This is a genomic window from Roseateles sp. P2_H4, from assembly GCF_056403315.1.
Genome location: NZ_JBFUFR010000052.1, coordinates 1 through 17,883, shown reverse-complemented (window position 1 = coordinate 17,883; position 17,883 = coordinate 1). Strand labels below are relative to the sequence as shown.

Annotated in this window: 15 protein-coding genes and 1 pseudogene; 2 read left to right on the top strand and 14 right to left on the bottom strand. The window is 67.6% G+C overall.

Going from position 1 to position 17,883, the window contains the following annotated elements; all coding sequences use genetic code 11:
- Positions 1 to 50: 50 nt before the first annotated feature.
- The 14 genes and pseudogenes from AC1DW3_RS27300 to rimP all read right to left on the bottom strand — a co-directional run.
- The gene (locus AC1DW3_RS27300; RefSeq protein WP_477936836.1) at positions 51 to 515 is read right to left on the bottom strand and encodes a CYTH domain-containing protein; all 465 of its coding nucleotides are present in this window, start codon (positions 513 to 515) and stop codon (positions 51 to 53) included.
- Positions 505 to 1,755: a DEAD/DEAH box helicase gene (locus tag AC1DW3_RS27295; protein ID WP_477936834.1), complete on the bottom strand. Its 1,251-nt coding sequence runs from the start codon at positions 1,753 to 1,755 to the stop codon at positions 505 to 507. The genes AC1DW3_RS27300 and AC1DW3_RS27295 overlap by 11 nt, the downstream gene beginning before the upstream one ends.
- 79 nt (positions 1,756 to 1,834) lie before the next feature.
- Positions 1,835 to 2,425, bottom strand: a complete 591-nt coding sequence (locus tag AC1DW3_RS27290; RefSeq protein WP_477936832.1) for a methylated-DNA--[protein]-cysteine S-methyltransferase — start codon at positions 2,423 to 2,425, stop codon at positions 1,835 to 1,837.
- A complete protein-coding gene (locus AC1DW3_RS27285) occupies positions 2,422 to 3,936 on the bottom strand; it encodes a serine hydrolase domain-containing protein (protein WP_477936830.1) in 1,515 nt (504 codons plus the stop codon). The genes AC1DW3_RS27290 and AC1DW3_RS27285 overlap by 4 nt, the downstream gene beginning before the upstream one ends.
- Positions 3,937 to 3,938: 2 nt before the next feature.
- Positions 3,939 to 4,904: a tRNA dihydrouridine(20/20a) synthase DusA gene (dusA, locus tag AC1DW3_RS27280; RefSeq protein WP_477936881.1), complete on the bottom strand. Its 966-nt coding sequence runs from the start codon at positions 4,902 to 4,904 to the stop codon at positions 3,939 to 3,941.
- Positions 4,905 to 5,024: 120 nt separating this feature from the next.
- The gene (locus AC1DW3_RS27275) at positions 5,025 to 5,603 is read right to left on the bottom strand and encodes a C-type lectin domain-containing protein (protein ID WP_477936828.1); all 579 of its coding nucleotides are present in this window, start codon (positions 5,601 to 5,603) and stop codon (positions 5,025 to 5,027) included.
- An 80-nt stretch (positions 5,604 to 5,683) separates the two neighbouring features.
- Positions 5,684 to 6,799: an enoyl-CoA hydratase/isomerase family protein gene (locus AC1DW3_RS27270; protein WP_477936826.1), complete on the bottom strand. Its 1,116-nt coding sequence runs from the start codon at positions 6,797 to 6,799 to the stop codon at positions 5,684 to 5,686.
- Positions 6,796 to 7,668, bottom strand: a complete 873-nt coding sequence (locus AC1DW3_RS27265) for a DMT family transporter (RefSeq protein ID WP_477936824.1) — start codon at positions 7,666 to 7,668, stop codon at positions 6,796 to 6,798. Before AC1DW3_RS27265 ends, AC1DW3_RS27270 begins: the two co-directional genes overlap by 4 nt.
- 176 nt (positions 7,669 to 7,844) lie before the next feature.
- The gene (gene typA, locus AC1DW3_RS27260) at positions 7,845 to 9,668 is read right to left on the bottom strand and encodes a translational GTPase TypA (protein WP_477936822.1); all 1,824 of its coding nucleotides are present in this window, start codon (positions 9,666 to 9,668) and stop codon (positions 7,845 to 7,847) included.
- A gap of 25 nt (positions 9,669 to 9,693) precedes the next feature.
- Positions 9,694 to 10,659 carry a tRNA pseudouridine(55) synthase TruB gene (gene truB / locus AC1DW3_RS27255; RefSeq protein ID WP_477936820.1) on the bottom strand — a complete coding sequence of 322 codons (966 nt, stop codon included), beginning with the start codon at positions 10,657 to 10,659 and terminating at the stop codon, positions 9,694 to 9,696.
- Positions 10,652 to 11,032, bottom strand: coding sequence for a 30S ribosome-binding factor RbfA (gene rbfA, locus AC1DW3_RS27250; protein ID WP_477936818.1), 381 nt, complete (start codon positions 11,030 to 11,032; stop codon positions 10,652 to 10,654). The genes truB and rbfA overlap by 8 nt, the downstream gene beginning before the upstream one ends.
- A 62-nt stretch (positions 11,033 to 11,094) precedes the next feature.
- The gene (gene infB / locus AC1DW3_RS27245) at positions 11,095 to 14,112 is read right to left on the bottom strand and encodes a translation initiation factor IF-2 (protein ID WP_477936816.1); all 3,018 of its coding nucleotides are present in this window, start codon (positions 14,110 to 14,112) and stop codon (positions 11,095 to 11,097) included.
- Positions 14,113 to 14,159: 47 nt separating this feature from the next.
- Positions 14,160 to 15,638, bottom strand: coding sequence for a transcription termination factor NusA (gene nusA / locus AC1DW3_RS27240; RefSeq protein WP_477936814.1), 1,479 nt, complete (start codon positions 15,636 to 15,638; stop codon positions 14,160 to 14,162).
- A 128-nt stretch (positions 15,639 to 15,766) separates the two neighbouring features.
- Positions 15,767 to 16,273 (bottom strand): annotated as a pseudogene (gene rimP / locus AC1DW3_RS27235) (ribosome maturation factor RimP); the annotation flags it as partial.
- A gap of 248 nt (positions 16,274 to 16,521) precedes the next feature.
- Between rimP and fabI the strand changes: the two are divergent.
- Together fabI and AC1DW3_RS27225 are read left to right on the top strand one after the other, a co-directional pair.
- On the top strand, positions 16,522 to 17,301 hold the full coding sequence (gene fabI / locus AC1DW3_RS27230) for an enoyl-ACP reductase FabI (protein ID WP_477936812.1): 780 nt from the start codon (positions 16,522 to 16,524) through the stop codon (positions 17,299 to 17,301).
- A 217-nt stretch (positions 17,302 to 17,518) separates the two neighbouring features.
- On the top strand, positions 17,519 to 17,883 hold a 365-nt coding region (locus AC1DW3_RS27225), incomplete at its 3' end, for a hypothetical protein (protein ID WP_477936810.1).

Genomic DNA, 17,883 nt, shown 5'->3' with positions numbered 1-17,883 from the left:
GGGTTGGGCGCCACAAGCCGCGCGGCGGCCTCAGACGTGGGGGGCCTGCGTCACCAACTCGTGAAGGGCCGCACCGCGAGGTTGGCGTTGACGTAGCGCGCGTCACCCGTGACCTCGACGCCCAGCCATGCCGGCTTGCCGAAGACCTGCCCCTCGGATTCGAGCTCGATCTCCGCGACGACGAGGCCGGCATTGGCACCGAGGAACTCATCGACCTCCCAGGTCATGCCCTCGTACGGGCAGAGGTGGCGGATCTTCTCGACGACCGGGCCATCGCACATCGCCAGCAGCGCTTGCGCGTCGGCCAGCGGCACCTCGTACTCGAACTCGGCCCGCGTCGCGCCGGTCGTGGCGCCCTTGATGGTCAGGAAGGCGCGCTCACCGGCGATGCGCACGCGCACCGTGCGCACCGGGTCGCGGCTCAGATAGCCCTGGCTGAAGCGGGTCTGGCGTTCGCTGGGCTGGCGCCAGCCGTCGCCATGGACGAGGAATTTGCGCTCGATCTCAATGCCCATCGTCCGCTCCGGCCGCACGGGCTGCGGCCTCGCGCAGCTTGTCCTTCTTGCTCTTGCGCGTCGTGCTCTTGATGCCGCCCGTGGCCTGGGCCTCGGTCGCCACGGCCTCGGGCTCGAAGCCCGCCAGGCGCTCACGCGGCACACGCTGGCCCTGGCGCTTCTCGATGAGGCGGAAATGGCTCTCGGCGTTCTCGGGGCTGTCCGCGCAGATGAAGCTGACGGACACCCCCGTGGCGCCCGCGCGGCCGGTGCGGCCGATGCGGTGGGTGTAGTCGGCGGCCGAGCGCGGCAGCTCGTAGTTGATGACGGCGTCCAGCGCATCGACATGCAGGCCGCGCGCGGCGACGTCGGTGGCCACCAGCACCTTGACGCTGCCGTCCTTCAAGGCCGCCAGCACATCGCTGCGCGCGCCCTGGCTCAGCTCGCCATGCAGGGCCCCGGCCTTGAAGCCGTGGGCGAAGAGCTTGTCCGACACCAGCTCGGCCGTGTAGCGGCTGGCCACGAAGACCAGCGCCCGCGGCCAATTCTGCTCGGCCAGCAGCTGGCGCAGCGCGGGCAGGCGCTGGGCGCGGTCAAGCTGGATGGCGCGCTGCGTGATCTGCGGCGGCGCTTCCTCGATGGTGATGCGCACGGGGTCGTGCAGCAGCGCGTCGGCCAGGGCCTGCACCGCCGGCGGGAAGGTGGCGGAGAACAGCAGCGACTGGCGCTGCGCGGGCAACTGCGCCAGCACGCGCTGCAGCTCGTCGGCAAAGCCCTGGCTGAGCAGGCGGTCGGCCTCGTCCAGCACCAGGCACTGCACGCCGGAGAGGGTCAGGCCGTTGTGGTCCAGCAGGTCCAGCAGCCGGCCCGGCGTGGACACCATGACGTCGCAGCCACCGCGCAAGGCCATCAGCTGCGGGTTGATGGACACACCGCCAAAGGCCAGGGCGATCTTGGGGCGGTGCATCAGCAGGGCCGCGACATTGCGCAGCAGCTCGGCCGTCTGCGCCGCCAGCTCACGGGTCGGTGCCAGCACCAGTGCGCGTGGGCCTGGGCGTGGCGGTGAGGCGACCAGGCGCTGCAGCAGCGGCAGCGCAAAGGCCGCGGTCTTGCCGGAGCCGGTCTGCGCCAGTGCCAGCACATCACGGCCGGCCAGGATGGGCGGCAGCGCGGCCGACTGGACGGCGGTGGGAGCGTGATAGCCCTGCTCGCGCACGGCGCGCAGCAGAGCGGGCGAGAGGCCCAGGGAAGCGAAGGACATAGTGGGTGATTTTGCGGGACAGACCTTGGAGCGGAGCGAAAAGCTCTGTCCTCAACTGACTAAAAGCGGTGCGGGCGGGTCAGAAAAGTTTTTGCTGATCACCCGCCAGTTGGCCGACCGCGCGCGCCTCGATCAGCAGCATGCGCCGCTTGGTCTCGACGCCGCCCGGCGCCGAGAAGCCCGTGGGTTCACCGCCGGCGCCCATGACACGATGGCAGGGCACGATGGGCGGAAACGGGTTGTCGCCCTCGGCGCGGCCCACGGCCCGCGCGGCACCAGGCTGGCCCAGGGCGGCGGCGATCTCGCCATAGGTACGCGTCTGGCCGGGCGGGATGGCGCGTGTCAGCGCATGCACCTGGCGGCGGAATTCAGGGATGCCGCGCTCGTCGAGGACGATGTCGCTCAGGTCACGCGCCTCGCCGGCCAGCAGCGCACGGATGCCATCGACGGCGTGGGCGATGGGGGTCGGCAGTTCGTCGGTCGACTGCGCGCTCGGGTGGCGGTGCTTCAGGCGTGCCGGGCTGGCATCGGGCAGCAACGACGCGACGATGCCGCGCTCGCTCCATACGACGCCGCAGCAGCCGAGCGCCGTGTCGAAGCTGTGGCTCCACAACGGCTCGTCGGGCGGCAGGACGGGCCCGATATCCGGGCTGTCTACAAATTCGCTCACGGCGAGTTCTCGCGAATGCCCTGGTCGCCGTAGAGATGCATCGTCACCGCGCCGGCCTCGCCGCGCTGGAAGCCGACACGCACACCGGTGGGGTGGATGAACTGCAGTGGCGCACCATCGACGCTGATGGGCGTCAGCGCCAGGCGGTCGCCGTTGGGGAACACCAGGGTCAGTTGCGCCTGCGCCTGCTCCACCTGCACGCGCACCCCCATGCTGGCGAAGAAGTAGCGGCCCGCGAGACCCTGGACGGCTGCCTCGCTCACCTCGGCCCGGCGCACCCGCGTCTCGCGGAATTGCGTCCAGCCATAGGCACGCGACACGGCCGCCATCAGTTCGCTGCTCAGCTCGCGGCCCGCCTCCGCGTTGGCCAGGTAGACCAGCCCATCGCCCGTGTGCAGATTGATGGCCATGCCGGCGTTGTAGCCCGCCGTGCCGCCGTAGTGGACGAGGAACTGCTGCTGGCCTTCGCCAGCGAGCCTGAATCCATAGAGATGCCCTTCGACCGGCGTGCCCAGCAGCTCGCGCAGGCTGGACTGGCGGAACACCGTGCTGCGGCCCTGCCAGCCCTTGCGCAGCTCGATGAGCAGCGTGGCGAGGTCGCCCGCGTTCGACCACAGCCCGGCCGCCGCGCTTTCAGGCAGGTGAAGCCAGCCGCCGGGCACCGGCTTGGCACCGCCCTGATGGCCGGCCGCCACGTCGCCGCCGGCGCTCTGGCGTTGCAGCGCGAAGGTGGCGCGGCGCAGGCCGAGGGGCTGCAACAGCCAGCGCTGCATCAACGGCTCGAAGGCCAGCTTCTGGCTGTCTTGCAAGGCGAGCTGGGCCAGCGTGTAGCCGCCGCCGGAATAGTGCAGCGCTTCGCCGGGACGCCGCACGACCTCGGGCCGCGGCGTGTTCGTGCCCGGCGCCGCGATCGCTACCTCGATCGGCGTGGGCACCGGCCCATGCTGGGCGTAGCCGGGGTAGCCCCCCGGCGTGATGCCCGCGGTATGCGCCAGCAAGCCGCGCAGCGTGACGGGGTGCTCGGGCGTCTGCTTGCCCGCAGGCAGCTGCAGCGACGTGAGCAGGCCATCGATGTCGCGGTCCCAATCCAGCCGGCCGGCGTCCTGCAGGCGCAGCGCGGCAAGCACCGTGACGGGCTTGGCCAGCGAGCCGGCCTGGAACAGCGTGGCGCAGCCCACCGCCGGCGCCTGCGCCTCTGATGTGCGGCGGCCGTAGACGGCAATCCAGTCCACCTCGCCGCCGCGCAGCACCGCCACGGCCAGCCCCGGCACGCCGTGCTCGGCCATGCGGGCGGCCAGGGTCTGCGGCCGCGTTTCGCCTTCGAAAACCACCGCCGGCAGCAGACCCTGCTCGACGACTTGCCGGCGAGCGGCCGCGCCTGGCTTGTCCTGGCAGGGCGTGGCTTGGGCGTGGCCCGCCACGGCGAGGCACAACGCCAGGGCGGCGGTCCGGGTCAGGCAAACATGCATGCGCGCATGCTCGCCGAGGGCCCCGACGCAGCCGGTCGTCATGCTCAGGCAGCGACGGCGATGCCGGACAGGCGCGCGGCCGTGGCCTGCGCCGCCACCTCGCGTGGCGCCAGCGTCTTCAGGCGGTGATCGCTCCAGACCTGGCGCCAGCGCCGCGCGCCGGGCGTGCCATTCCACAGGCCCAGGGCGTGGCGCATCGCATACGACCAGGAACGGCCGGAGGCATGCACGCGCTCGAGGTAGGCTAGCCAGGCCTCTTCGACCTGCTCGCGCCCGGCCGTCGAGTTCGGTACCGGGTCGGGCTGGCCGAAGAAGCGCGAGTCCCACTCGACCATGCTCCAAGGCTCGTGATAGGCCTCGCGGCCGATCATGACGCCGTCCAGCACGGCCAATTGCCCGGCAATCTGGTCGGGCGTCTTCAGGCCGCCGTTGATGGCGATGGTCAGCTGCGGGAACTCGCGCTTGAGCTGCTCCACGAGTTCATAGCGCAGCGGCGGGATCTCGCGGTTTTCCTTGGGCGACAGGCCCTGCAGCCAGGCATTGCGGGCATGCACGATGAAGACTTCGCAACCGGCCTCGGCGACGGTGGCGACGAAGTCGCGCACGAAGTCGTAGCTCTCGATCTTGTCGATACCGATGCGGTGCTTGATGGTGACCGGCAGCGTGGTCGCGTCACGCATGGCCTTCACGCAATCGGCCACCAACTGGGGCTCGGCCATCAGGCAGGCACCGAAGGCGCCCTTCTGCACGCGCTCGCTGGGGCAGCCGCAGTTCAGGTTGACCTCGTCATAGCCCCAGCGCTCGGCCAGCCTGGCGCAGGCGGCCAGGTCGGCGGGCTCGCTGCCGCCCAGCTGCAGCGCGACCGGATGCTCCTCGGCATTGAAGTCGAGATGGCGGGGCTGGTCACCATGCAGCAGCGCCCCGGTCGTCACCATCTCGGTGTACAGCAGGGTCTGGCGGGTGATGAGCCGATGGAAATAGCGGCAATGGCGATCGGTCCAGTCCATCATCGGAGCGACGGACAGGCGCCAGGGAGAGAAGGCAGTCACGGGCGTGATTATCCCGGCCCGGAAATGGCAACGCCCGCGTCGGGCTGACGCGGGCGTTGAGAAATGCTGGAGGGCGAGGGCTCAGCGGCCGCGACGGCGTGCGACGCCGACACCGGCCAGGGCCGCTGCCATCACGAGCGCCAGGCTGGCCGGCTCGGGCACGTTGTTGGGCGCATTGAACTCGACCAGGAAGCCATTGATCTGGCCGCCATTGCCCGGGCCGCCATGATCGTTCCAGCCCATGGCGACGCCGAAGTTGGTCTGCAGGTAGTTCTCGCCACCGCAGCAGTTGTTCGGCTCACCCGGATTCCAGTTGGTGTAGGTCAGGGCCTGGCCGACCTCGGGGCCATCACGCCAGGTGAAGTTGCCTTCGCTGCCGGCGTCCGACGCGCCCAGCCATGCCAGCACACTGCCCGCCACGGTGACGGAGGCAAAGCGGTTCTCGCCCGCGCTGGTGATGGTGGCCAGATAGCCGGTCTGGCCCATGAAGCTCATGGCCTGGGCGGCCTTGAAGGCGTCGTCCCAGCTGACATTGGAGTCGATGAAATCGTAGTAGTGGCCATTGCCACCGGAGCCAACGCTCCACAGCGTCGGAGCCGCGTTGGCGGCCTGGCCGATCAGGCCGGTAGCCAGCAGGGCAGTCATGAGCAGCTTGCGCATCGAGGTCTCCGTCGAAGAATTTTCGCGAGTGTCTGGAGACAGGCCTTGCCGGCCAACCCCCAATCCGGGGGGCGACAGCTTCAGCTCAGGTCGCGCAGGGGATGCTCGGCCGCGCGCCACGGGCTGGTGAAGAAGGCCGCCACCTCGGCGGCACTGACGTCGGCAATCGCCGCCGGCTGCCAGCGCGGGGCGTGGTCCTTGTCCACGGCCAAGGCACGGATGCCCTCGACCGTCTCGCTGCGCGCCGCACCGCGCATGTGGAAGGCGTGATGAACGAGATCCCGCTCCAGGCGCAGGTCATCGGCGAGGCTGAGCTTGCGGCCGCGGCGCACCAGTTCCAGCGTCACGGCCAGCATCGTCGGCGAACGCGTCAGCAGGGTCTCGCGCGTCTGGTGCGCCCAGTCGTCAGGGGCGGCGGCCAGGGAGGCGAGGATGCCGGCCAGCGTCGGCTCGCCGAAGTGGCGATCAATGCGCTCCGCCGCGGCCTTGGGGTCGGCGGCCGGCGCGAGGTCGGCGCGTTCCATGATCGTCGCGACGACATGTTCGGCGCTGGGCTGCGGGCTGGCCCGCAGCGCTTCAACGAGGTCGGCCCATTGCGACGCCGGCACATAGACATCGCCCAGGCCCCACTCGATGGCGTCGCCGGCGGCGATGGCCTGGCCGGTCAGCGCCAGCCATTCGCCGACATGGCCGGGGCACTGCGCCAGGAAGTAGCCGCCACCGACGTCGGGAAAGAGGCCGATGCCGGTCTCGGGCATGGCGAGCTTGGAGCGCTCGGACAGCACGCGCAGCTTGGCGCCCTGGCTGATGCCCATGCCGCCGCCCATGACGATGCCGTCCATCAGCGCGATATAGGGCTTGGGGAAGTGGTGGATCAGGTGGTTGAGGCGGTATTCCTCGGTGAAGAAATCCTCCAGCGCCGCATCGCCGGCGTGGGCGGCCTGGTGGAAGAAGCGGATGTCGCCACCGGCACAAAAGGCCGGCGCCTTGCCCTCGCGCGCGGCGCCGAGCACCGCCACGGCTTCGATCTCGGGCGACGCGGCCCACTGGCGCAGCAAGGCCGTCATGTCGCGGATCATGGCCAGCGACAGGGCGTTCAATGCCTGCGGTCGGTTCAGCGTGATGAGGCCAAGGCAGCCGTTGACCTCGGCCAGGATCTGGCCGTCGGCACCCAAAGGCGGGATCAGGTCTTTCATGCGTTCTTCAGGACGGATTTGACGGAAGGGGGAGCCAGCGCTTCGTTGGCGATCAGCGCCGCAAGCACGAGGCTACCGCCGATCAGGGCCGCGCTGCCTGGGTGTTCGCCCGCAAAGGCCCAGGCCCACAGCACGCCCAGCAGGGTTTCGGCCTGGCCGAGCAGGGCCAGTTCGTGACCCGGCAGCTCGCGCGCCAAGCGCACCGCCAGCAGGCAGGGAACGGCGAGCTGGAAGACGCCCAGGAAGGCCAGCAGCCCCAGGTCATGCGCGCCGGCCTGCATCGGCCAGGCCAATGGCAGCATGGCGGCCATCGAGATCAGCGCGCCGATGAGGACGGCGGGCAGCATGTCGGTGCCGGCGCCCTGCCCGACTTTCTGCAGCAGGCACCAGTTGGATGCCGCGGCCAACGGCACGCCCAGCGCGACGAAGACGCCCAGCAGCGGCCCGCCCAACTGGCCGCCAAACATCCAGGCGATGCCTGCACCGGCCACGGCAATCGCCCACCAGGTGCGCGCCGGAATCGGTTGATGCAGGAAGAGCCTTGCCAACACCGCCGTGAACAGCGGCGACAGCGACATCGTGACCAGCACATTGGCCACTGTCGTCAGCGACAGCGCCACCATGAAGGCCGTGAACATGACGGCCCAGCACAGGCCCGACGCCCAGACCGCGCCGCCCTTCAGGCTGCCCAGCAGCGCCCTGCCCCGCATGACGCCGAGGATGAGCAGCAAAGCCAGCGCGTTGAAGCTGCTGCGCCAGAACGTGATCTCGAACCCGCGCGCCGCATCCAGATGCCGCGTGACCACGCCCGCCGAACTCCACATCAGCGTGACCAGCAGCATCAGCAACACAGCAGATCGGTGGCTCATGGCAAAGCGCCCCTTTCGGGGCGCAGGCAATCAACTGACTAGAACCCCCTCCTGGAGGGGGCTGAGCCCGGACTTGAACAGTCCTGAGGACTGTTCATGCCTGGCGAAGGACGGGGCCTCCGTGCCCCGGCATGGGGGAGCGCCACATTCAGCGCTCCGCGCTTGGGCGCTTGCGCTCAAGCGCGCGACGCACGCTTGCGGTCGTTTTCCGACAAGTGACGCTTGCGCAGACGCACGCTCTTCGGCGTGATCTCGACCAGCTCGTCGTCCTCGATGAACTCGACGCCGTATTCCAGCGTCAGGTCGATCGGCGGCGTGATCTTGATCGCGTCTTCCTTGCCGGAAACGCGGAAGTTTGTCAGCTGCTTGGTGCGCGTCGCGTTGACGACCAGGTCGTTGTCGCGGCTGTGGATGCCGACGATCATGCCTTCGTAGACCGGATCGTTGGGCTTGACGAACATGCGGCCGCGGTCGTCCAGCTTGCCCAGGGCGTAGGTGAAGATCTCACCGGCGTCCATGGAGATCAGCACGCCGTTCTTGCGGCTGGCGATGTCGCCCTTGTGCGGCTCGTAGCCGTCGAAGATGTTGCTGATCAGGCCCGAACCACGGGTCAGGTTCAGGAACTCGTTCGTGAAGCCGATCAGGCCACGCGCCGGGATGCGGTACTCCAGGCGCACGCGGCCACGGCCGTCCGGCTCCATGTTGACCAGCTCGCCCTTGCGCTCGCCCAGGGCCTGCATGACGCCGCCCTGGTGGTTTTCTTCCACGTCGGCCGTCACCAGCTCGATGGGCTCGTGCTTCTCGCCGTCGATGGTGCGGAACACCACGCGCGGCTTGGAGACGGCCAGCTCGTAGCCTTCACGGCGCATGTTTTCCAGCAGGATGGTCAGGTGCAGTTCGCCGCGGCCCATGACTTCGAAGATGCCGTCTTCGTCGGTTTCCGAGACGCGCAGCGCCACGTTGCTCTGCAGTTCCTTCTGCAGGCGGTCCCAGATCTGGCGGCTGGTGACGAACTTGCCTTCGCGGCCGGCCAGCGGACTGGTGTTGACGCAGAAGTTCATCGTCAGCGTCGGCTCGTCGACCTTGAGCATGGGCAGCGGGGCCGGCTCGGTCAGGCTGGTTACGGTCACGCCGATGCTGATGTCGTCGATGCCGTTGATCAGCACGATGTCGCCCGGGCCGGCCGAGTTGGTCTGCACGCGGTCCAGGCCTTGGAAGGTCAGCACGTTGTTGACGCGACCCTTGTAGGTCTTGCCGTCCGGGCCTTCCATGACGGCCACGTCCATGCCGGGCTTGATGGTGCCCTGGCTGATGCGGCCCACGCCGATGCGACCGACGAAGGTGGAGTAGTCCAGCGCCGAGATCTGCAGCTGCAGCGGCGCTTCGGGGTCACCCTTTTGCGCGGGCACGTGCTTCAGGATGGTGTTGAACAGGGCCGACATGTCGGGGCCCCACTGCTCGCCCGGCGCGCCCTCTTCCAGCGAGGTCCAGCCGTTGATGCCGGAGGCGTAGACGACCGGGAAGTCGAGCTGCTCGTCGTTGGCGCCCAGCTTGTCGAACAGGTCAAAGGCGGCGTTGATGACGGCATCGGGCTTGGCGCCCGGCTTGTCGACCTTGTTGACGACGACGATGGGCTTCAGACCCAGGGCCAGCGCCTTCTTGGTCACGAAGCGCGTCTGCGGCATCGGGCCTTCCTGGGCGTCGATCAGCAGCACCACGCCGTCGACCATGGACAGCGCGCGCTCGACTTCACCGCCGAAGTCCGCGTGGCCCGGGGTGTCGACGATGTTGATGTGGGTGCCTTCCCAGCTGACCGCGCAGTTCTTGGCCAGGATGGTGATGCCGCGTTCGCGTTCGATGGCATTGCTGTCCATGACGGTGTCGACGACCTTCTCGTGCTCGGCGAAGGTGCCGCTCTGGCGCAGGAGCTGGTCCACCATGGTGGTTTTGCCGTGGTCGACGTGGGCAATGATGGCGATGTTGCGGATCGGGGTGGTCATGGTGATGCTTGGAAAGAAAACCGGGTCAGGCGGAAAGCAGAGCCTGGACCTCCGGCGGGGTCAACAGGCGGTCGGCGATCAGTTCGCCAGAAGTGATGTGGGCGCTGCCGAGGAAGGCGCGCGGCTCGGGGCCGTAGACGCGCACGCGCTCGGCGTCGGGCACGGCCACGCGGCGGCGCAGGCCCGACAGGAAGCGGGTGGCTTCGTCGGCAGGCAGGCGCAGTTCGGGGGCTTCGGCCAGCAGGCGGTCGGGCGAGGTCAGCAGCGCGGCGCGTTCTTCATCGGGCATGGCCTCGATCTGCGCCAGCGTGACGGCACCGTCCAGCGTCAGGCCACCGGAACCGGTGCGACGCAGCGCCGCCAGCGACGCGCCACAGCCCAGCTTGGCGCCGATGTCTTCGGCCAGCGTGCGGATATAGGTGCCTTTGGTGCAACGGACGTCGAGGGTCACGGTGCCAGCCTGCACGCCGACGATGTCGACGGCATGAATCGTCACGCGACGGCTCTTGCGCTCGATCTCGATGCCGGCACGCGCGTATTCGTACAGCGCCTTGCCTTCGTGCTTCAACGCCGAATACATCGGTGGCATCTGGTCGATCTCGCCGGTGAAGGCGGCGCAGGCGGCAGCGATCTGCTCTTGCGTGATGCCATCAGCGTCGCGGCGCTCCAGCACCTCGCCTTCGGCATCGCCGGTCGTCGTGCGGATGCCCAGCGCGAGCGTGGCCAGGTAGCGCTTGTCGGCGTCCAGGCTGACTTGGCTGAACTTGGTCGCGGCGCCGAAGCACAGCGGCAGCAGGCCGGTGGCCAGCGGATCCAGCGTGCCGGTGTGGCCGGCCTTCTCGGCACGCAGCAGCCACTTGGCCTTCTGCAACGCATCGTTGCTCGACAAGCCCAGCGGCTTGTCGAGCAACAACACGCCATGCAGCGGGCGACGCTGGATGCGTACCCGGGCAGGCTTGGCAGCAGAAGCTGTGACGACGGCCTCAGTCATTCGGCTCCTCGTCCTCGATCGCCCGCGTGGCATTGGCCCGGTTGATGAGCGCACTCATTTCGGCCGCACGCTCGGTGGTGCGGTCGAACTGGAAGTGCAGCGTCGGCACGGTATGGATCTGCAGCCGCTTGAACAGGCCGTTGCGCAGGAAGCCGGCGGCCTCGTTCAGCGCTTCCTGCGTCTCTTTCGGGTCACCGACCAGCACCGAGAAGAACACCTTGGCATGGGCGTAGTCCGGCGTGACGTCGATCGCATTGATCGTCGCCATGCCGATGCGCGGATCCTTGAGCTCGCGGATCAGCTCCGCCAGATCGCGCTGGATCTGGTCGGCGACACGGAAGGCTCGGTTGGGGATGGCGCGTTTATGTCTCATGGCGGTTTCCTGAAAGAACAAACCCCGCCCCGAGGGGCGGGGTTAACCCTCGGGACTGAAGTTCAGAGCGTGCGGGCCACTTCCTTGATTTCGAAGAACTCGAGCTGATCACCTTCCTTGATGTCGCTGTAGTTCTTCAGCTTGATACCGCACTCGAAGCCTTCCTTGACCTCGCGGACGTCGTCCTTCTCGCGGCGCACGGAGTCCACCTCGCCCGTGTAGATGACGGTGTTCTCGCGCAGCAGGCGGAACTTGGCGCCACGGCGGACCAGGCCGCTGGTGACCATGGAACCGGCCACCGTGCCGATCTTGGAAGCGACGAACACGACGCGGATCTCGGCCGTACCCAGCGCTTCTTCGCGCTGCTCGGGCGCCAGCATGCCGGACATTGCCTTGGTCACGTCATCCACAGCGTCGTAAATGATGCTGTAGTAACGCAGATCGACGGCATTGCCCTCGGCCAGCTTGCGCGCACCGGCGTCGGCCCGCACGTTGAAGCCGATGATGACGGCCTTGGACGCGATGGCGAGGTTGACGTCGCTTTCGCTGATGCCGCCGACCGCCGCGTGGACGATCTGCACCTTGACCTCGGCGTTGCTGAGCTTGAGCAGCGAAGCGGCCAGCGCTTCCTGCGAGCCCTGCACGTCGCTCTTGATGATCAGCGGCAGGGTCTGCACGTCGCCGGCGCCCATTTCGCTGAACATGTTCTCGAGCTTGGCGGCTTGCTGCTTGGCCAGCTTGACGTCGCGGTACTTGCCTTGACGGAAGGTCGCGACTTCACGGGCGCGGCGCTCATCGCCCAGCACCATGAACTCGTCGCCGGCTTGCGGCACTTCGGTCAGGCCCTGGATCTCGACCGGGATGGACGGGCCAGCCTCGTTCGTGGCCTTGCCGTCTTCGTCCAGCATGGCGCGCACGCGGCCGAAGGTGGAGCCGGCCAGCACGACGTCGCCGCGCTTGAGCGTGCCGCTCTGCACCAGCACCGTCGCGACCGGGCCGCGGCCCTTGTCCAGCTTGGCTTCGATGACCAGGCCCTTGGCCATGGACTCGACCGGCGCCTTCAGTTCCAGCACTTCGGCCTGCAGCAGGACTTGCTCCAGCAGGTCGTCGATGCCTTGGCCGGTCTTGGACGACACACCGATGAAGGGTGCGTCGCCGCCGAATTCTTCCGGCACGACCTGTTCGGCCACGAGCTCGCTCTTGACGCGCTCGACGTTGGCATCGGGCTTGTCGATCTTGGTCATCGCGACCACGATCGGCACGCCAGCGGCCTTCGCGTGGTGGATGGCTTCCTTGGTCTGGGGCATGACGCCGTCGTCGGCCGCACAGACCAGGATGACGATGTCGGTGGCCTTGGCGCCGCGAGCACGCATGGCCGTGAAGGCCGCGTGACCCGGGGTGTCCAGGAAGGTGATCATGCCGCGCGGCGTGTCGACGTGATAGGCGCCGATGTGCTGCGTGATGCCACCGGCTTCACCCGCGGCCACACGGGCACGGCGGATGTAGTCCAGCAGCGAGGTCTTGCCGTGGTCGACGTGGCCCATGACGGTGACGACCGGGGCGCGCGACAGTGATTCGTGCTGCTGCTCGGTGGTGCCCTCTTCTTCGAGGAAGGCGTCCGGATCGTCCAGCTTGGCCGGGAAGGCCTTGTGGCCCATTTCCTCGACCAGGATCATGGCCGTCTCTTGGTCCAGCTGCTGGTTGATGGTGACCATCTGGCCCAGCTTCATCAATTGCTTGATGACCTCGGCGGCCTTGACCGACATCTTGTGGGCGAGGTCGGCCACCGAGATGGTCTCGGGGACGTGCACCTCTTGGGTCTGCTGTTCGGCAGGCGCCTGGAAGTTGGACTGGTTGCCACCACGGTCACCACGGCGGCCGCCGGCACCACCGCGCGCCGGAGCGCGCCAGTTGCCACCGCCACCCGGGCGACCGGCGCCGGCGGGGCCGGCACCGATGGTCTTGAGGCCGCGCTTCTTGGCGGCGTCGTCGGCCCAGCTGGACGACAGCTTCTCGGACTTGACCGACTTCTTGTCGCCCGGCTTGCCGGCACCTGCGCCGGCACCCGCTGCAGCAGGTGCTGCACCCGGTGCGCCAGCCTTCTTGTGGATGGTGCCCTTGATGCCCGCGGCGGCTTCGGCCGGCTTGGGCTCTTCTTTCTTGGCCGCGACGAGCACCTTCTTGGGCGCATTCATCATGGCGCGGATCTTGGCGGCCTCGTCCTCGGCAGCCTTGCGGCGGCGGGCCAGGTCGTCCTGCTTCTGCTTCTCTTCGGCAGCCGCGTCCACGGCCTTGACGACACGCAGGGCCGGCTTCGCCACCTCGGGGGCAGGCGGCGGCGGTGCGACGACTTCAGGGGCGGGCGCTGGGGCGGGCGGCGGCGGGGCGACGACTTCGGGCTCGGGTGCCGGCGCGACGGCCTTGGCACCACGCTTGGAAGCGGCCTTGTTGATGGCAGCGGCCTCCGCAGCGGCAGCAGCAGCGTTGCGCTGGCGAGCCTCGGCCACTTCTTCCGTCTTGTCCTCGGTCTTCGCGGCAGCAGCAGCGGCAGCAGCGGCTTCGGCGGCAGCCTTGGCGGCGGCTTCGGCGGCGGCCTGCTCTTCGGCGCGGCGCGCTTCGGCGGCTTCACGTGCGGCGCGTTCGGCGTCCTCACGGGCCTTCACCTTGGCGGCCAGCTCCTCCTCCTGGGCGCGCAACGCGGCGGCCTGGGCCTGGGCTTCTTCCTCGCGGCGCACCAGGTCGGCTTCTTCGGCACCGGCGGTGGACTCGTCGGAGGCATCGTCACGCTTGACGAAGGTGCGCTTCTTGCGCACTTCGACCTGGATCGTGCGGGCCTTGCCGGAGGCATCGGCCTGCTTGATCTCGGTGGTCGACTTCTTGACGAGGGTGATCTTCTTGCGCTCACCACCGGCAGTGCCATGGGAGGTGCGCAGGTGGTCGAGCAGGCTTTCCTTGTCGGTCTCGCTCAGCGAGTCGTCAACGGAAGACTTCTTGACGCCCGCGGCTTGCAGCTGCTCCAGCAGCGTGCTCGCCGGCTTGCTCAGCTCGGCGGCGAATTGGGCGACGGTAGTCACGGCCATGTGGGGATCCTTCAAATTACTTTCGGTGCGGCGCGGCGTGTGGTCGATCAGGCGTTGAACCAATGTTCACGGGCCTTCATGATCAGCGCGCGCGCAGCGGCCTCATCCTGGCTGGTCAGTTCGACCAGTTCATCCACGGCCAGGTCGGCCAGGTCATCACGGGTGTTGATGCCGCCTTCGGCCAGCTTGCTCAGCAGCTCGGGCGTCACGCCTTCGAGATCGCGCAGGTCTTGCGAGACCTCCTCGACCTTCTCTTCGCGGGCGATTTCCATGGTCAGCAGCGCGTCCTTGGCTCGGGTGCGCAGCTCGTTGACCGTGTCCTCGTCGAAGGCTTCGATCTCGAGCATTTCCTGCATCGGGACGTAGGCCACTTCCTCGAGGCTGGTGAAGCCCTCGGCGATCAGGATGTCGGCGACTTCGGCATCGACGTCGAGCTTGTCGACGAAGAGCTTGCGCACCGATTCGCTTTCCTGCTCGTGCTTGGCGGCCGATTCCTCGGCCGACATGATGTTGATGCGCCAGCCGGTCAGTTCGGACGCGAGGCGCACGTTCTGGCCGCCACGGCCGATGGCGATGGCGAGGTTTTCCTCGTCGACGACGACGTCCATGGCGTGGCGCTCTTCATCGACGACGATGGATTGCACATTGGCCGGGGCCAGCGCGCCGATGACGAACTGGGCCGGGTCTTCGCTCCACAGCACGATGTCGACACGCTCGCCGGCCAGTTCGGTCGTCACGCCATTGACGCGCGAACCGCGCACGCCGACGCAGGTGCCGATGGGATCGACGCGGCGGTCATGGCTGACGACGGCGATCTTGGCGCGCGAACCGCTGTCGCGGGCGCAGCTCTTGATCTCCAGCAGGCCCTGCTCGATTTCCGGCACTTCCTGGGCGAAGAGTTCCTTCATGAACTCGGGGCTGGAGCGCGACAGCATGATCTGCGGGCCACGCTGCGTCGGGTCCACGCCGAGGATGACGGCGCGCACGCGGTCACCGGTGCGCAGGTTCTCTTTCGAGATCATCTCGCCGCGCTTCAGGCGTCCTTCGACGCGACCGCTCTCGACAATGATGTCGCCCTTGTCCAGGCGCTTGACGGTGCCGACGAAGATCCTCTCGCCGCGCGACATGAAGTCGTTCAGCAGCTGCTCGCGCTCGGCGTCACGGATCTTCTGCAGGATGACCTGCTTGGCGGCCTGGGCACCGATACGGCCGATGGGCAGGGACTCGACCGGCTCCTCGATGTGGTCGTCCACCTCGATGTCGGCGATCTGTTCCTGGGCTTCGAACAGCAGGATTTCAGCGTCGGCGTTCTGCAGGCCGGCCTCGTTGGGCACGACATGCCAGCGGCGGAAGGTCTCGTACTCGCCCGACTCGCGATCCACACTGACGCGGATGTCGGCTTCAGCGCCGTAAATCTTCTTGGTGGCCGAGGCCAGTGCGGCTTCCACCGCACCGAACACGACATCGCGCTCCACGCTCTTCTCGCGCGAGATCGCGTCCACCAGCATCAACATTTCGCGGTTCATTGCTTGAGACCTCCGTCAACCTTGTCTTGGCCGGGCGCCGCATCACTGGGCTCGCCCGCTTGTTTCTTGAGTGCTGCCTCTTTTGGCTGCTTCTTGGGCTTGATGACGCCACGCTGGCCCGGCTTGCGGTCGGGCGCCGGTTCGCCGCCTCGACCCTTGAAGCTGAWCRACGGCACGAGGCGTGCCTCGCGCACCTCGTCGAGCGTGAAATCSAGCGCCTGGTCAGCCTCRCCGTCGTCGAACACCAGGCGCCAGGCCTGGTCGCTCGGCGCATCCGGCTGGGCGCTGACGAGGCCGCGGTATTTCTTGCGGCCCTGGAATGGCGCCTTCAACGTGATGTCGATTTCCTGGCCAGCGAAGCGCGTGTAATGCGCGGCATTCTTCAGCGGCCGGTCCAGCCCCGGCGAGGACACCTCGAGCCGGGAATACTCCAGACCTTCGACCTCCAGCACATACTGCAGCTGGCGCGTGACCTTTTCGCAGTCCTCCACCGTGACCAACTCACCGGCAGCCGCGTCGGCAGCCAGCCTGTCGATCGTCACGCGCAGCGTTCCACCACTGGCACTGCGTTCGCAGTCCACGAGTTCGTAACCGAGGCCGGTCACGGTCGTTTCCACAGCGGTTTGCCAACTCATGCGGGGATGGGATTCGGGTCGGAAGAAAATCGAAAAAGCAAAAAAAATGGGCTGGATGAATCCGCCCAATCGTTCACCAGAATCCTGCGCCGGGGGATGTCGTCCGCCGCTCGTTGAGAAGCCGCCTGAATGGCAACCCTCATTTCCAGTGAAGCTCGTATTGTACTGTGCAAGTCCTGTGCCGGCAAGCCGCTACGCCCGGCGCGTGCCAGAATCTGAGGCTGTTTGAGACCTCACAGGAGACAAGAATGGGCTTTCTCGCCGGCAAACGGCTGCTGATCACGGGCGTACTGTCCAACCGCTCCATCGCCTACGGCATTGCCCGTGCCTGCCACCGCGAGGGCGCGGAGCTGGCTTTCAGCTATCAAGGTGAGCGTTTCAAGGAGCGCATCACCGAATTCGCCGCCRAGTTTGATTCCAAGCTCGTCTATGACTGCGATGTGACCAGCGACGAACAGATGGCAGCGCTGTTCAACCAACTCGGCGAGGTCTGGCCGGAGTTCGACGGTTTCGTCCATTCCATCGGTTTCGCGCCGCGCGAGGCGATTGCCGGTGATTTTCTCGAAGGCATGACGCGCGAGAACTTCCGCATCGCCCACGACATCTCGGCCTACAGCTTCCCGGCCATGGCCAAGCTGGCGGCGCCGCGCCTGCGCCAGGGTGCGGCCCTGCTGACGCTGAGCTACCTCGGCGCCCTGCGCATCGTGCCCAACTACAACACCATGGGTCTGGCCAAGGCCAGCCTGGAAGCCAGCGTGCGCTACCTGGCGTCGGCCCTCGGCCCCAAGGGCGTGCGGGTCAACGGCATCTCGGCCGGCCCGATCAAGACGCTGGCCGCCTCCGGCATCAAGGACTTCGGCAAATTGCTGGGACAGTTCGCGGCCCAGGCGCCCATCCGTCGCAACGTGACCATCGACGACGTCGGCAACACCGCCGCCTTCCTGCTGTCCGACCTGTCGGCCGGCATCAGCGCCGAGATCACCTATGTGGACGGCGGTTTCAGCCACACGGCGATGGCGATGGATTGAGCTGATCGAGCCCGCGGCGTCACGTACAACTCGTGACATTTGCAAGAATCAGCCACGCAAGTGGTTGAAAGACTGACAGGCTTGGTCACGTTGAGCGCAAATCGTCAGTTCGCATGACACCCGGGCCCTGAGAAACGACGCACGGCGTCAGTTTTGAGGGATGCCAGCCATGGCATGAGCGTTGCAGCATGGAGTTGCCCTAGTCAGGAGCGACTCCATGATTTGCCCTCCTCCCCATTTCGTCCGCGTCGCCGCCCTGGCTTTCGCCAGCAGCCTGGCCGCCGGCCCGGTGATCGCCCAGACGATCACCGTCTACAGCAGCGGCAATCTGCCGATTGCCACCACGCGCCAGCTCACCGCCTATGTGCCGCTGTCGCCCAACACCGTCACCTGGACCGTCAACGGCATTGCCGGCGGCAACACGACGGTCGGCACGGTCAATGACCGCGGCCTCTACACCGCGCCGGCCGTCGTGCCCATGCAGAGTGATGTCACCGTCACGGCAACGAGCACGGCCTTCCCGGCCAAGTCCGGCAGCATCACGCTGAGCATCACGCAGGTCCAGCCACGGCTGTGGAGCAT